Below are 14,306 nucleotides of genomic sequence, written 5' to 3' on the forward strand. Positions count from 1 at the left end.
AATCCTTTCATTCTCGGCACATCGCCCCAAGCGGTGTCCGACCTGCGGAGCCTACGGCAAGCGCAATGAGCGACGAACAGAACACCCCGGCAAACAACGGCAATTACGACGCCAACAGCATTACCGCCCTGGAAGGCCTGGAGGCTGTCCGCAAGCGACCCGGCATGTACATCGGTGACGTGCATGACGGCACCGGTCTGCACCACATGGTGTTCGAGGTTGTCGACAACTCGATCGACGAAGCGCTGGCCGGCCACGCCGACCATGTCGCGGTGACGATCCACGCTGACGGCTCGGTCTCGGTGTCCGATAACGGTCGCGGCATCCCCACCGGCAAGCACGAGCAGATGAGCGCCAAGCTCGGTCGCGAGGTCTCCGCCGCCGAAGTGGTGATGACCGTCCTGCACGCAGGCGGCAAGTTCGACGACAACAGCTACAAGGTTTCCGGCGGCCTGCACGGCGTCGGCGTCAGCGTGGTCAACGCGCTGTCGCAGAAGCTGCTGGTGGACGTGTTCCAGAACGGCTCCCACTACCAGCAGGAATTCAGCAACGGCGCAGCCGTGACCCCGCTCGCCAAGCTGGAAGCCACCACCAAGCGCGGCACCACCGTGCGCTTCTGGCCGTCCACCGTCGCCTTCCACGACAACGTGGAATTCCACTACGACATCCTGGCCCGCCGTCTGCGCGAGTTGTCGTTCCTGAACTCCGGCGTCAAGATCGTCCTTGCCGACGAGCGCGGCGACGGCCGTCGCGATGACTTCCACTACGAAGGCGGCATCCGCAGCTTCGTGGAGCATCTGGCCCAGCTGAAGACCCCGCTGCACCCGAATGTCATCTCCGTCACCGGCGAGCACAACGGCATCGTCGTGGAGGTGGCGCTGCAGTGGACCGACTCCTACCAGGAGACGATGTACTGCTTCACCAACAACATCCCGCAGAAGGACGGCGGTACTCACCTCGCCGGTTTCCGCGGTGCGTTGACCCGCGTGCTCAACAACTACATCGAGCAGAACGGCATCGCCAAGCAGGCCAAGATCAACCTGACCGGCGACGACATGCGCGAAGGCATGATCGCGGTGCTGTCGGTGAAGGTGCCGGACCCGAGCTTCTCCAGCCAGACCAAGGAGAAGCTGGTCAGCTCCGACGTGCGTCCGGCGGTGGAAAACGCCTTCGGTGCGCGCCTGGAAGAGTTCCTGCAGGAAAACCCGAACGAAGCCAAGGCGATCGCCGGCAAGATCGTCGATGCCGCGCGTGCGCGTGAAGCTGCGCGCAAGGCCCGCGACCTGACCCGCCGCAAGGGCGCGCTGGACATCGCCGGCCTGCCGGGCAAGCTGGCCGACTGCCAGGAAAAGGACCCGGCGCTGTCCGAACTGTTCATCGTCGAGGGTGACTCGGCAGGTGGCTCGGCCAAGCAGGGCCGCAACCGAAAGAACCAGGCGGTGCTGCCGCTGCGCGGCAAGATCCTCAACGTGGAACGCGCGCGCTTCGACCGCATGCTGTCCTCCGACCAGGTCGGTACGCTGATCACCGCACTGGGTACCGGCATCGGCCGCGACGAGTACAACCCGGACAAGCTGCGCTACCACAAGATCATCATCATGACCGACGCCGACGTCGACGGCGCCCACATCCGCACCCTGCTGCTGACGTTCTTCTACCGTCAGATGCCGGAGCTGATCGAGCGCGGTTACGTCTACATCGGCCTGCCGCCGCTGTACAAGATCAAGCAGGGCAAGCAGGAGCTGTACTTGAAGGATGACCCGGCGCTGGACAGCTACCTGGCCAGCAGCGCAGTGGAAAACGCTTCACTGGTGCCGGCCACCGGCGAGCCCGGCATCGAAGGCCTGGCGCTGGAGAAGCTGCTGCTGGCGTACGCCGCCGCGCTCGATTCCATCGAACGCAACGCGCACCGTTATGACCGCAACCTGCTCGAAGCGCTGGTCGATTTCGTGCCGATGGACATGGACAGCCTGCGCAATGCGGGCGAAGGCGAAGGCCTGGATGCGCTGGCCAAGCGCCTCAACCAGGGCAGCCTGGGCAGCCCGCGTTTCAGCCTGGAACTGCAGGAAGCCAACGACGAGCGCCCGGCCGCCGTGCTGGTGACCCGTCGCCACATGGGCGAGGAGCACATCCAGGTGCTGCCGATGTCGGCGTTCGAGAGTGGCGAACTGCGTGCGATCCACCAGGCCTCCAAGCTGCTGCACGGCCTGGTGCGCGAAGGTGCAACGATTTCCCGCGGCGCCAAGTCGATCGAAGTCGACAGCTTCGCGAAGGCGCAGAACTGGCTGCTCGAGGAGGCCAAGCGCGGCCGCCAGATCCAGCGATTCAAGGGTCTGGGTGAAATGAATCCGGAGCAGTTGTGGGATACCACGGTGAACCCGGAGACCCGTCGCCTGCTGCAGGTGCGCATCGAGGATGCGGTCGCTGCCGACCAGATCTTCAGCACCCTGATGGGCGATGTCGTCGAGCCGCGTCGCGACTTCATCGAAGACAATGCGCTGAAAGTCGCCAACCTGGATATCTGACACAATCGGGACCTGGCCGGTGCGCGGGGAGCTGCACCGGCCTTCGTCCCTTGAACACAGGTACCTGATGTCCGCATCCACCCCGGTCTCCGCCGCCCCGCCCCCGGTTCCGCCGGTGTCTGCCCCACCGCGCACCGTGGCACCGTTGGCAGGCTTCTTCATCGACCTGGGCATCGCCGCCGTTACCCTGGTAGGCCTGAGCATGGTCACCGGCCTGTTCTGGGGCTTCTACCGTGCAATCGTGGTCAGCCGCGCCAACGCCGAGGCCAATGGCGGTGGACTGACACCTGACGCCGTCGGCGCGGCAGTGGGCCAGCCCGGTGCCCTGGCGCAGATCCTGATGGCCCTGATCGCCACCGGTGGCGCCGCGCTGCTGCTGTACTTCTGGCGACGCCCGGCAAACGCCGGCGAACGCATGGCGTCGCGACAGGCGTTGCTGCGGCCGTCCACCTGGGGCTGGACCCTGCTGGTGGCCACGCTGATCGTGCTCGGCAGCAACGGCATCGCCTTCCTTTCCAAGCAGTTCGGCATCGAGCCGGTGCCCACCAACGTGGAACTGATGCAGAGCGCAATCGCTCGCTTCCCGCTGTTCCTGGTGCTGTTTGCGGTCGTCCTCGCCCCCGCCTACGAAGAGCTGCTGTTCCGCCGCGTCCTGTTCGGGCGCCTGTGGCAGGCCGGCCGCCCCTGGCTGGGCCTGATCCTCAGCAGCCTGGCGTTCGCCCTGGTCCATGAAGTGCCCGGTGTCAGCAAGAACTCGCTGCTGGGCATGGCGCAGCTGTGGCTGGTGTACGGTGGCATGGGCGCCGCCTTCTGCTGGCTGTACCGCCGCACCGGCACCCTGTGGGCGGCGATTGCCGCGCATGCGCTGAACAACGCGGTCGCGCTCGCCGCAATGGTGTTCCTGGGGTCAACGTAACGCCGTGCCCGCTTGACGAAAGATTAAGCAGGTACGCTACACACTGCGCACATGAACACGGGGGCGGACCCATGAAACAACTGCTGCTGGCTCTAGTCATCACCACCGTGGTCAGTGCCTGTGCGACCACCACCTCGCCAACCGGACGACGGCAGATGGTGGGCGGCGTGTCGCAGGCACAGCTTGACCAGCTCGGTGCGCAGGCGTTTGCCGAGACCAAGCAGAAAGAGAAGATCAGCACCGATGGCCGCCAGAACGGCTACGTGCAGTGCGTGGTCAATGCGCTGGTCGCACAGCTGCCGCCTCAGTACCGTGGCGTACGGTGGGAGACTGCCGTATTCGTCGACAAGGAACCCAACGCCTTTGCCCTGCCCGGCGGCAAAGTGGGCGTGAACACCGGCATCTTCACCGTTGCCAGGAATCAGGAGCAGTTGGCTGCCGTGATCGGTCATGAGATCGGCCACGTGATCGCGCGTCACCACGAGGAACGCATTACCCGGCAGATGGGCGCGCAGACCGGCCTGGCCGTGCTGGGCGCGCTGGCCGGTGCCGCCTATGGCGATGGTGCCGCCAGTACGGTCAACCAGTTGGGCGGCATGGGCGCGCAGGCGGCCTTCCTGTTGCCCGGCTCGCGGACCCAGGAAAGTGAGGCGGATGTGATCGGCCAGCGACTGATGGCCCAAGCCGGTTTCAACCCGGCCCAAGCGGTGGATCTGTGGCAGAACATGATGGCCGCCAGCGGCGGTCGAAGCCCGCAATGGCTGTCCACCCACCCCGATCCGGCCAACCGGATCCAGGAGCTGCGACGTGACGCACCGGGCCTGGCGCCGGTCTATCAGCAGGCGCAGGCGGCCGGGCTGCGGCCAAAGTGCGGATGAGTGCGCAGTTCTATGCTGTATTGCAGCACATAAAACGATTTCTCACGCCCTCTGTTTCTGATACGTTTGGCGGCTCAGATTTTTCTGACAGTCCGACTTTGCCGCTATCCGGCGGTTCGATCGAGGTGAACGATGATTTTCCGTAACCACAAAGCTGTGCTTTCCGTCCTCGTCGCGACCGCCCTGACCGGCGCCGTGGTCACCGATGCCTTCGCGCAGTCCTCGCGTTCCTCCGACCGTGGCAGCCGCGGCGGCAGCAGCAAGCAGGCCAAGGCCGAACCGCTGTACCCGAATGCGACCCGCCAGGAGCCGACCGTCAAGGCCTCGGCCAAGATGGGCAGCAAGCTGCAGAAAATGATCGACAGCTACAACAAGGAAAAGTTCCCGGAGACGCGCACGCAGGCTGACGCGATCCTGGCTGACAGCGCCTCCAACGAGTACGACAAGTCGCTGGCCGCGCAGCTGGCCTCGCAGGCCGCCTACCAGACCGACGATACCCCGGCCGCCATCGCCTACCTGAAGCAGGTCATCCAGTTCAACGGCCTGGACAACAACGGCCACTTCCAGTCGATGCTGATGCTGGGCCAGCTGCAGCTGCAGGAAGACCAGACTGCCGAAGGCCTGGCCACCCTGGATAAGTACTTCGCCGAGAGCAAGTCGACCAAGCCGGAAGAGCTGATTGCCAAGGGCCAGGCGCTGTACCAGCTGGAGCGCTACCAGGAAGCGATCCCGGTGCTGAAGCAGGCCATCGCGGGCGCTGCCGAGCCGAAGGACAACTGGAACCAGCTGCTGATGGCGGCCCTTTCCGAAGCCGGCCAGACCGGTGAGGCCGTGCAGGCCGCAGAAGCGCTGGCGGCCAAGAACCCGTCGGACAAGAAGGCCCAGCTGAATCTGGCCAACATGTACATGCAGGCTGACCAGATGCCGAAGGCCGCCGCGGTGATGGACAAGCTGCGCAGCAGCGGCCAGCTCACCGAAGAGCGCGAGTACAAGCAGCTGTACTCGATCTATGCCAACACCGAGAACAAGGAAAAGGACGTCATCGCGGTCATCAACGAAGGGTTGCAGAAGGGCATCCTGAAGCCGGATTACCAGGTCTACCTGGCGCTGGCCCAGTCCTACTACTACTCCGACCAGGTGCCGCAGGCGATCGATGCGTGGCAGAAGGCCGCCCCGCTCTCCAAGGACGGTGAGACCTACCTGAACCTGGCACGCGTCCTGCATGCCGAAGGTCGCGTCCCCGAGGCCAAGCAGGCCGCCCAGCAGGCGCTGGCGAAGGGCGTGAAGAACCAGGCTGATGCCAAAAAAATCATCAACCTGAAGTAAGTAGGAATAACGCCTGAATGCCTGCTCAGTTGATGCGCAGGCGCTCAGGATTGGTATAAGCTTGGAGGTTCCTGCGGTGTCATGCACCGCTGATCAGGGATCCCGCCCCCGGGATTCCGGCCCCACTATTGAGCTCTTGGCGCATGACGGAACAACTAGTCGTTCACCGGTACGAACAACCCGATGACAAGGGGCTGAGCTGGCCTCGCATCGTCGGCATCGCGTTTGTAATTGCCCTGCATCTGGCCGCCTTCATGATGCTCCTGATTCCCGCCGTGGCTCCCAAGGCCGTCGCGGAGAAGGAGCGCAACGTCATGGTGACCATCGTCGACGCGCCGCCGCCGCAGGCGCCGGTTGTCGACGTGCCGGAGCCGCGTCCGAACGATATCGTCACCCCGCCGTCGCCTCCGGCGCCGCCGGCACCGCCGACCTCGATCGAGGCCAGCGTGGACATCTCGTCGAAGGCCATGAATCCGCCGCGCTACCCGCCGGCAGCCTTCCGTGCAGGTATCCAGGGCGAAGTGATCCTGATCATTGATGTCGATGCCAGCGGCAACGTCACCAATGTCACGGTGGAAAAGTCCAGCCGTAACCGCGACCTGGACCGTGCTGCGATGGAAGCGGCTCGCAAGTGGCGCTTCAACGCCGCTGAAGCAGGCGGTAAGAAGACGGCAGGTCGCGTTCGCGTCCCGGTCAACTTTGCGCTGAACTGATGCGCCCGGGTGGTCGCCTGGCCACCCCCGCTCCCGGTTCGATTGTTTAGCTTAGCTACACCCTTTATCACCACACACAACAAAGGTAAGCGTCATGCTGCAGGAAATTTTCATCGCCGCTGCTGCCGGGGGCAATCCGTCCAACGCCCTGTCGCAGATGGGCTTCGAGCACCTGATCCACGAAATGACCACCAAGCCGGGTGATTTCGCGGTTTCCTGGGTCGTGCTGCTGACCCTGATCGCCATGTCGGCCATGTCCTGGTACTGGACCGTCATCAACATCTTCCGTGCCACCCGCCTGAAGAGCGCCGCTGATCGCGTCGTCAGCCTGTTCTGGGACACCCCGAACGCGCAGGACGCCATCCGTGCGATGGAAGAGCAGCCGGCTTCGGAGCCGTTCTCGAAGATCGCCCTGGACGCTGCCCAGGCAGCTGCCCACCACCAGCGCGCTGAAGGCGGTGCTACCGGCGGCGTCGGTGAGAACCTGAGCCGTTCGGAGTTCGTCGACCGCGCTCTGCGTCAGGCCGTCACCCGCGAAAGCAACAAGCTGCAGTCGGGCATGACCCTGCTGGCCACCGTCGGCGCGACCGCTCCGTTCGTCGGTCTGCTGGGTACCGTGTGGGGCATCTACGGCGCGCTGATCAAGATCGGTGCCACCGGCTCCGCTTCGATCGACGCCGTTGCCGGCCCGGTGGGTGAAGCGCTGATCATGACCGCGATCGGTCTGTTCGTCGCAATCCCGGCCGTGTTCGCCTTCAACTTCTTCAGCAAGATCAACAGCGCGACCATCAGCAAGTTCGATACCTTCGCGCACGACCTGCACGACTTCTTCGCCACCGGTTCGCGCGTCCGCTAATTGCGGCGCGCGTCACCCAGCGACGAAGTAAGTAGTCACCAAGATCTAGACGGAGCCCGTTATGGCTTTCAGTAGTGGTAACAGCGGCGGCCCCATGGCCGACATCAACGTTACGCCCCTCGTGGACGTGATGCTGGTGCTGCTGATCATCTTCATCATCACGGCGCCCCTGATGTCCCACAAGGTCAAGGTGGATCTGCCGGAAGCCAACCTGATCCAGAAGCCGGAAGATGCTGAAAAGCGTCCCAACCCGATCACGCTGGCAGTCAAGGAAGACGGCTCGATCTACTGGAACGACGAAGAAATCAACAAGCAGACTCTCGAGTCCCGCTTGGCGACCGCCGCACAGCAGACCCCGCAGCCGCCGCTGAACCTGCGTGGTGACCGCACCACCAAGATGCGCGTCATCAACGACCTGACCAAGGTCGCGCAGGAACAGGGCATGCTGGACGTCGGCTTCGTTGCGACCAAAGAAAAGGGGCAATAAGCCATGGCATTCAGTAGTGGTGGTGGCAAGGGCCCCATGGCAGACATCAACGTCACGCCCCTCGTGGACGTGATGCTGGTTCTGCTGATCATCTTCATCGTGACCGCGCCGATCATGACGTACCCGATCGCCGTGGACCTGCCGCAGCGCGTGCTCAACCCACCGCCGCAGCTGGTCGAACCGCCGCCGCCGATCGAACTGAAGATCGACGCCAGCAACCAGGTCTCGTGGAACAACAGCCCGATCAATACCAGCGAGCTGCAGCAGCGGATGGAGCAGGAGGTCCAGCGTGACCCGACCAACCAGCCGGAACTGCGCATCGACGCCAGCCCGGATTCCGAGTACGACGTGATGGCCAAGGTTCTGGCCGCCGCGAAGAACGCTCAGATGAAGAAGATCGGTTTTGTGCAGCAGTAAACGCGACACCGCAACACAACAGTCATGACGCGACTGCAGACGCCCCTGGAGACAGGGGCGTTTTTTTGTTTGTGGGATGCAGTCGGGGTCAGATCCCTTTTTGGCAGGAAAAGGGATCTGACCCCATCAGGGAGCACGCGCCCGCTATGATCGGCGCATGCTTGCCCTCTTCGATTCCCTGCGCCATTGGCTCGACGGTATCGCCCACCTCGGCACGATCATGGCGGTGGCTTACCTGCTGTACCTGTTCGCGCTGGCGGGCTGGATCATGCTGCAGAAGCGCGAGCCGGTGGCCACGCTGAGCTGGATCCTTTCGTTGGCACTGCTCCCCTATCTCGGGCTCTTCATCTACTACCTGCTGGGCCCGCAGAAGGTGAAGCGGCAACGGCTGCGTCGTGGCCGTGCACGCTCGGGCATGGAGCACTACAGCGATGTCTGCCCGCCCGATTCGGACTGCACCGAACTGGCCAAGGTGGCCCAGGCCACGACCGGACTGGCCCCAAGCAGTGCCACCGAAGTGACCTGGCTGGTGGACGGTGCGGCGACCTACGCGGCCTTGCTGGAGGCCGTTGCACAGGCGCACGATCACATCCATCTGGAGTACTACATCTTCAATCCGGATCACGCAGGCACCGCCCTGCGCGATGCCCTGGTCGAGCGCGCACGTGCCGGTGTGCAGGTGCGCCTGCTGCTGGATGCGGTGGGCTCCTCCGCCCTGCCCCGCCGTTTCCTGCAGCCCCTGCTCGAGGCTGGCGGTGAAGCGATCTGGTTCCACCCACGTCAGCTGCTGAAACCGTTCAAGCGCCCGTGGCTGAACCTGCGCACGCACCGCAAGCTGGTGATTGTCGATGGCCGCCTGGCCTTCACTGGCGGCATCAACATCACCGACGAGGAAGACGAAAGCCGCAGGCCCGACGCCTATCGCGACCTGCACATGCGCATTCGCGGTCATGTGGTGCGCAGTCTGCAGCTGGTGTTCGCCGAGGACTGGCTCTACGCCAGTGGCCAGGAACCCTCGCGGATGGATATCGCCCGCTTGTGGCCGGCCGATATGCCGCTGCGCGGGGATGGCGCGATCAACGCGCAGGTACTGGTCTCCGGCCCGGATTCGGGCTGGGAGACGATCCACCGGCTGCACGTCGCCGCCATCCAGGAAGCGCACGAGCGGGTGTGGCTGGTGACGCCCTATTTCGTGCCGGGTGAAGCGGCGCGGATGGCGCTGACTTCGGCCGCGCTGGGCGGCCTGGACGTGCGCCTGCTGGTACCGAAAATGAGCGATTCGTGGTTCGTCACCCAGGCCGCGCGCTCGTACTTCGATGAGCTGTTGCATGCCGGCGTGAAGATCTACGAGTACGGCCCGCGCATGCTGCACACCAAGGCGTTCATCGCCGACGACGACGTCTGCATTGTCGGCAGTGCCAACTTCGACCACCGCAGCTTCCGCCTGAACTTCGAGCTGTCGATGATGATCAGCGACCGGGACCGCGTGGCAGCCCTGGCCGAGCTGCTGCAGGGTGAATTCGATCGCGCCACGCGGGTGCATGACCAGGCCGGGCGCTCGCTGTGGCTGCACCGCCTGCCCGAGGCCTTCGCCCGGCTGGCCTCGCCGCTTCTCTGACGCAGCGCTACACTGCGGCGATCATCCGGGGAGCCCGACTATGTACTGGTTGTACCTGCTGCTGGCGCTGGGCTGCTTTGCCTTCGCGCTGAAGACCCCAAGCGCAGGGTTGATGACCCTGTGCCTGCTGGCTGCGCTCGCCTTCCTGCTGGCCTGGGTACGCGGTCGTTACGTCGCCCGTTTCGGCGACCTGCAGCGCGACCCGGCCACCCTGATCGATGCCGAGGAACTGCGCCGCCTGCGCGAGCAGGCCCAGGCGCGCCGCAACGATGACGCCAACGACAACGATCCGTCCCCTCTTTCCAAGTAGTTCCGTTCCATGACCCAGCTCAGCGTCAACGTCAACAAGATCGCCGTCCTGCGCAATTCGCGCGGCGGTGCCGAACCGGACGTGGTGCGCGCCGCCCAGGCCTGCCTGGATGCCGGCGCGCATGGCATCACCGTGCATCCGCGGCCGGACCGCCGCCACATCACCGCCGAGGACGTGCTGGCCCTGTCCACGTTGACCCGCGCGCGTGGCGTGGAATTCAACATCGAGGGCAATCCATTTGCGCCGCCGCGCGAGGGGTACCCGGGGCTGCTGCCGCTGTGCGAACAGACCCGTCCGGCGCAGGCCACCCTGGTGCCCGACGGCGATGGCCAGATCACCTCCGACCACGGTTTCGACTTCGAACGCGACGCCGAGCGCTTGCGCCCGTTGATTGCCGAACTGAAGGCGATGGGCTGCCGGGTCAGCCTGTTCGTTGATGCGGGCAACCCGTTGCTGGAGCAGGCCGCCGAGGTCGGTGCCGACCGCATCGAGCTGTACACCGGCCCCTACGCAGAGGCGCATGCGGCGGGCGACGCTGCGGCAATGCTCGAACTGTTCGCCACTGCGGCGCGGCGGGCGCATGCAGTGGGGCTGGGAGTGAATGCCGGCCATGACCTGTCACAGGACAACCTCCGCGACTTCCTGACCCAGGTGCCGGACGTGCTGGAGGTGTCGATCGGCCACGCGCTGATCGGCGAGGCACTGTATGACGGGCTGGATGCCACCGTGCGCGGGTACTTGGCGCTGCTTTGATGCATTGCAGCCGAGCGTAGGCTCGGCTCTACAGCGCCGAACCCACGCTCGGCTCAGACTTGCCCTGAACCCTTCAGACAGCCGTCGCAGCCATTGAGACGGCGGCGACGTACCCTGCCGCAATGGGTATTGCGATCAAGGGCCGAGGTTCCACGTCCCACCTTGCTGGGCGCTTCGAAAGCACCGTCAGCGAGGCGGTGGACGACGGCTGGGCGGTCGATGAGAGCGAGGAGTTCCTCGCGCCGCGCCTGCGCACCGAGGTGCGCGCCGAGACCGCGCGCAGCATCATCACCCGCAACACTTCGCCAGACGTCGGCTTCAGCCAGTCGGTGAATCCGTACCGCGGTTGTGAGCATGGGTGTTCCTACTGCTTCGCGCGCCCTTCCCATGCCTATCTGAACCTGTCACCTGGCCTGGACTTCGAGACCAAGCTGTTCGCCAAGACCAATGCGCCTCAGCTGCTGCGCAAGGAACTGTCGAAACCCGGTTACGTGCCGCAGCCGATCGCGCTGGGCATCAACACCGATGCGTATCAGCCGATCGAGCGCAAGTTCAAGCTGACCCGCCAGCTGATCGAAGTGATGCTGGAAACCAGGCATCCTTTCTCGCTGATCACCAAGAACGCACTGGTCGAGCGCGACATCGATCTGCTCGCGCCGCTGGCGGCGGAGAACCTGGTCAGTGTGCATTTCTCGGTGACCTCGCTGGACCCGCATCTTTCCGCGAAGCTGGAACCGCGCGCATCAGCACCCCATGCACGGTTGCGCGCGATGAAGCGCCTGCATGACGCGGGTATCCCGGTGGGAGTCATGCTGGCGCCGGTGATTCCGTGGATCAACGACAGCGAACTTGAAGCGGTGCTGGAGGCTGCGCACGATGCCGGCGCCAGTACCGCAGGCTACGTGCTGCTGCGCCTGCCGCTGGAAGTGGCGCCACTGTTCCGCGACTGGCTCGATACCCATCATCCCGATCGCGCCGCGCACGTGATGAGTACCATCCAGCAGCTGCGTGGTGGCAAGGACTACGACAGCCAGTTCGGCACCCGCATGCGCGGCCAGGGTGTGTATGCCGATCTGCTGAACAACCGCTTCAAGCTGGCGCGCAAGCGGTTGGGATTCAATGCGCAGAACAGCCATTGGCCGAAGCTGGATTGCAGCCGGTTCCAGAAGCCGCTGCCGCCGAAGAAGGATTCGCCGCAGGGGTCGTTGTTCTGAGGCCATCAGTCGAGCATGGCTCGACTCTACATCAAGGCCGACGAGCAGCTCGGGATCACCCGCCAAACAACTTCTGCGCACTCTGGAACAGGATCCAGCTGGTGGCGATGAACTTGTCGCCACCCTGTGGCCGATTGCCGCGATGGGTGTGGGTGAACGCCGTCGGCGCAATCAGCAGGCTACCGGTGCGCGGCGCGATCTTCCGCCCCTGGAACAGGAACTCGGTTTCGCCTTCGTCGAAGTCGTCATTGAGGTACAGCGTCCACAGCACGTGCCGGTGCAGGGTCTCGGCCTGCGCATCCTTCGGGTACAGCTCGCAGTGCCAGTACGGGTAGCCACCCTCGCCCGCGGCATACCACTGCAGGTTGATCGCGCCCGGACGCAGGCAGGTGCGGGCCAGGTCGGCCAGCTGCTGTTGCGGCATGTCGGGGAAGTCCTCGGCAGACAGGCGTCGCGGTTGGCCATTGCTGTCCTGGATCTGCAACATCAGCGGGGCAATCAACGCCTGTGGATAACGGCGTAGATAAGTCAGCAGGCCGTTGAACACCGCAATCTGCAGCTGCTGATCAACATCCTGCCAGCCGTCCAGGCCACTGATGCGCAGATCCTTGCTGTGCTTGAGTTCCGGGAACACGCCACTGCCCACCGCACCGGGCAGCAGGCCACGCGTGGCACGCATGCGCTCGACGATGGCCGCGCAGACCTCACTGGGGACGGCGTTGTGGATGACCTCGATGAAATCGACCGGGCCCTGCTCGTGCATGCGTGCATTCCTTCGGCGGCAACGGCTTGATGGTGCCGTTTGCCGCCCTCGGTGTCACCCTGCGGTCATGTCATCGAACTGCCATGACCGCCGTCAGGCGTCGAGCCGTCAGCCCTTCGCTTCGTCGTGCGCGTGGTGGTAACGCACCGCTTCGGCCACTTCCTCGCGCGAACCCAGGAACACCGGCACGCGCTGGTGCAGCTGGTCGGGCTGGATGTCGAGGATGCGCTCGCGGCCGGTCCAGGCGGCGCCGCCGGCCTGTTCGACCAGCAGGCCCATCGGGTTGGCTTCGTACATCAGGCGCAGCTTGCCGGCCTTGGACGGATCCTTCTTGTCCCACGGGTAGATGAAGATGCCGCCGCGGGTCAGGATGCGATGCACGTCGGCCACCATGCTGGCGATCCAGCGCATGTTGAAGTTCTTGCCGCGCGCGCCTTCCTTGCCGGCCAGCAGATCACTGACGTAGGCCTGCATCGGCGCTTCCCAGTGACGCTGGTTGGACATGTTGATGGCGAATTCCTGGGTGGCCGCCGGAATCTGCATGTTCTCGGTGGTCAGCACGAACTCGCCCTTCTCGCGGTCCAGGGTGAAGGCGTGGGTGCCATGGCCGACGGTCAGCACCAGCTGGGTGCTGGGCCCGTAGATGCAGTAGCCAGCGGCGATCTGCTTGCTGCCCGGCTGCAGGAAGGCGTCATCGCCCGGCAGCTCGACGTTGGTCGGGCAACGCAGCACGGAGAAGATGGTGCCGACGGAGACGTTGACATCGATGTTGGAGCTGCCGTCGAGGGGATCGAACAGCAGCAGGAAATCACCGCGCGGGTAGATGTCCGGCACCGGCTGGCTGTGGTCCATTTCCTCCGAGGCGCAGGCGGCAAGGTGGCCACCCCAGGCATTGGCTTCGAGCAGGATCTCGTTGCTGATGACGTCCAGCTTCTTCTGTGCTTCACCCTGCACGTTGCCGGTACCGGCGTCGCCGAGCACGCCACCGAGGGCGCCCTTGCTGACGGCGATGGAGATACTGGTGCAGGCGCGGGCGACCACGGCGATCAGCTGGCGCAGGTCGGCGTTGATGCGGCCGGCGTGCTGTTCCTGGATCAGGAAGCGGGTCAACGAAGTACGGGACATGGGCGGGCAGGTCTCGGCAGCGGGAAAACGCCTATTGTCGCCCGTCTGGCGGGGGCGTGCGTGAGCGCGGGAAGGCGTAATCGTTTCCAGATGCGTTGTGCTCGTGGCGCCTTCCTTCATGGAGGCACAGGGCGAGGTACACCGTGGCCAGGACACGCCGTAAACCCATCCATGAAGTGACCCCCGAGACTTGGACGGTGGGGTCAGGCGGCTGCTTGGGCCTGTTCCCGGTACTTTACCGGGCTTAGCCCCTTCAATTTCAATCTGATTCGCTCTTGGTTGTAGTACTTGATGTACTCCACCAGCCCGGCCTCCAGGCTTTCGATGCTGTCAAATCTGTTCAGGTAGAAGAACTCCGACTTCAGCGTCCCGAAGAAGCTTTCCATTGCCGCATTGTCCAAGCAG

15 protein-coding genes are annotated in these 14,306 nt (G+C 64.5%); 12 read left to right on the forward strand and 3 right to left on the reverse strand.

The window, feature by feature from the left end; genetic code table 11:
* Positions 1-65: 65 nt before the first annotated feature.
* The 12 genes from gyrB to WDC87_RS13370 all read left to right on the forward strand — a co-directional run bounded on the left by gyrB (position 66) and on the right by WDC87_RS13370 (position 12,013).
* A complete protein-coding gene (gene gyrB / locus WDC87_RS13315; protein ID WP_061480434.1) occupies positions 66-2,525 on the forward strand; it encodes a DNA topoisomerase (ATP-hydrolyzing) subunit B in 2,460 nt (819 codons plus the stop codon).
* 67 nt (positions 2,526-2,592) lie between these two features.
* Positions 2,593-3,441 (forward strand): CPBP family intramembrane glutamic endopeptidase, encoded by an 849-nt coding sequence (locus tag WDC87_RS13320; protein WP_069138187.1) that lies wholly within the window; start codon positions 2,593-2,595, stop codon positions 3,439-3,441.
* Positions 3,442-3,512: 71 nt separating this feature from the next.
* The gene (locus WDC87_RS13325) at positions 3,513-4,319 is read left to right on the forward strand and encodes a M48 family metallopeptidase (RefSeq protein ID WP_252745485.1); all 807 of its coding nucleotides are present in this window, start codon (positions 3,513-3,515) and stop codon (positions 4,317-4,319) included.
* A 132-nt stretch (positions 4,320-4,451) separates the two neighbouring features.
* Positions 4,452-5,645, forward strand: a complete 1,194-nt coding sequence (locus WDC87_RS13330; protein WP_061480436.1) for a tetratricopeptide repeat protein — start codon at positions 4,452-4,454, stop codon at positions 5,643-5,645.
* A 143-nt stretch (positions 5,646-5,788) separates the two neighbouring features.
* Complete coding sequence (locus tag WDC87_RS13335) at positions 5,789-6,358, forward strand: energy transducer TonB (RefSeq protein ID WP_095378857.1); 570 nt, start codon at positions 5,789-5,791, stop codon at positions 6,356-6,358.
* 94 nt (positions 6,359-6,452) lie between these two features.
* Positions 6,453-7,214, forward strand: coding sequence for a TonB-system energizer ExbB (gene exbB, locus WDC87_RS13340; RefSeq protein WP_005411738.1), 762 nt, complete (start codon positions 6,453-6,455; stop codon positions 7,212-7,214).
* Positions 7,215-7,275: 61 nt separating this feature from the next.
* Positions 7,276-7,701, forward strand: coding sequence for a biopolymer transporter ExbD (locus WDC87_RS13345; protein ID WP_005421196.1), 426 nt, complete (start codon positions 7,276-7,278; stop codon positions 7,699-7,701).
* 3 nt (positions 7,702-7,704) lie between these two features.
* The gene (locus WDC87_RS13350; protein WP_005411740.1) at positions 7,705-8,118 is read left to right on the forward strand and encodes a biopolymer transporter ExbD; all 414 of its coding nucleotides are present in this window, start codon (positions 7,705-7,707) and stop codon (positions 8,116-8,118) included.
* A gap of 157 nt (positions 8,119-8,275) precedes the next feature.
* A complete protein-coding gene (cls, locus tag WDC87_RS13355) occupies positions 8,276-9,736 on the forward strand; it encodes a cardiolipin synthase (protein ID WP_072168774.1) in 1,461 nt (486 codons plus the stop codon).
* Positions 9,737-9,776: 40 nt separating this feature from the next.
* Entirely contained in the window at positions 9,777-10,046 is a 270-nt protein-coding gene (locus WDC87_RS13360) for a hypothetical protein (protein WP_049438866.1), read from the forward strand.
* Positions 10,047-10,055: 9 nt separating this feature from the next.
* Complete coding sequence (locus WDC87_RS13365) at positions 10,056-10,799, forward strand: pyridoxine 5'-phosphate synthase (RefSeq protein WP_111008082.1); 744 nt, start codon at positions 10,056-10,058, stop codon at positions 10,797-10,799.
* Positions 10,800-10,921: 122 nt separating this feature from the next.
* On the forward strand, positions 10,922-12,013 hold the full coding sequence (locus WDC87_RS13370) for a PA0069 family radical SAM protein (RefSeq protein WP_072168776.1): 1,092 nt from the start codon (positions 10,922-10,924) through the stop codon (positions 12,011-12,013).
* 55 nt (positions 12,014-12,068) lie between these two features.
* On the opposite strand, the gene WDC87_RS13375 is transcribed toward WDC87_RS13370, so the two are convergent.
* From WDC87_RS13375 to WDC87_RS13385, 3 genes are all read right to left on the reverse strand, one after another.
* The gene (locus tag WDC87_RS13375) at positions 12,069-12,776 is read right to left on the reverse strand and encodes a 2OG-Fe(II) oxygenase (protein WP_032957940.1); all 708 of its coding nucleotides are present in this window, start codon (positions 12,774-12,776) and stop codon (positions 12,069-12,071) included.
* Positions 12,777-12,884: 108 nt separating this feature from the next.
* On the reverse strand, positions 12,885-13,901 hold the full coding sequence (locus WDC87_RS13380) for a class 1 fructose-bisphosphatase (protein WP_061480468.1): 1,017 nt from the start codon (positions 13,899-13,901) through the stop codon (positions 12,885-12,887).
* A gap of 203 nt (positions 13,902-14,104) precedes the next feature.
* A partial coding sequence (locus WDC87_RS13385) for an IS3 family transposase (RefSeq protein ID WP_188241357.1) occupies positions 14,105-14,306 on the reverse strand: 202 nt, incomplete at its 5' end.

The organism is Stenotrophomonas maltophilia group sp. Smal12, assembly GCF_037079935.1.
Taxonomy (GTDB): domain Bacteria; phylum Pseudomonadota; class Gammaproteobacteria; order Xanthomonadales; family Xanthomonadaceae; genus Stenotrophomonas; species Stenotrophomonas sepilia.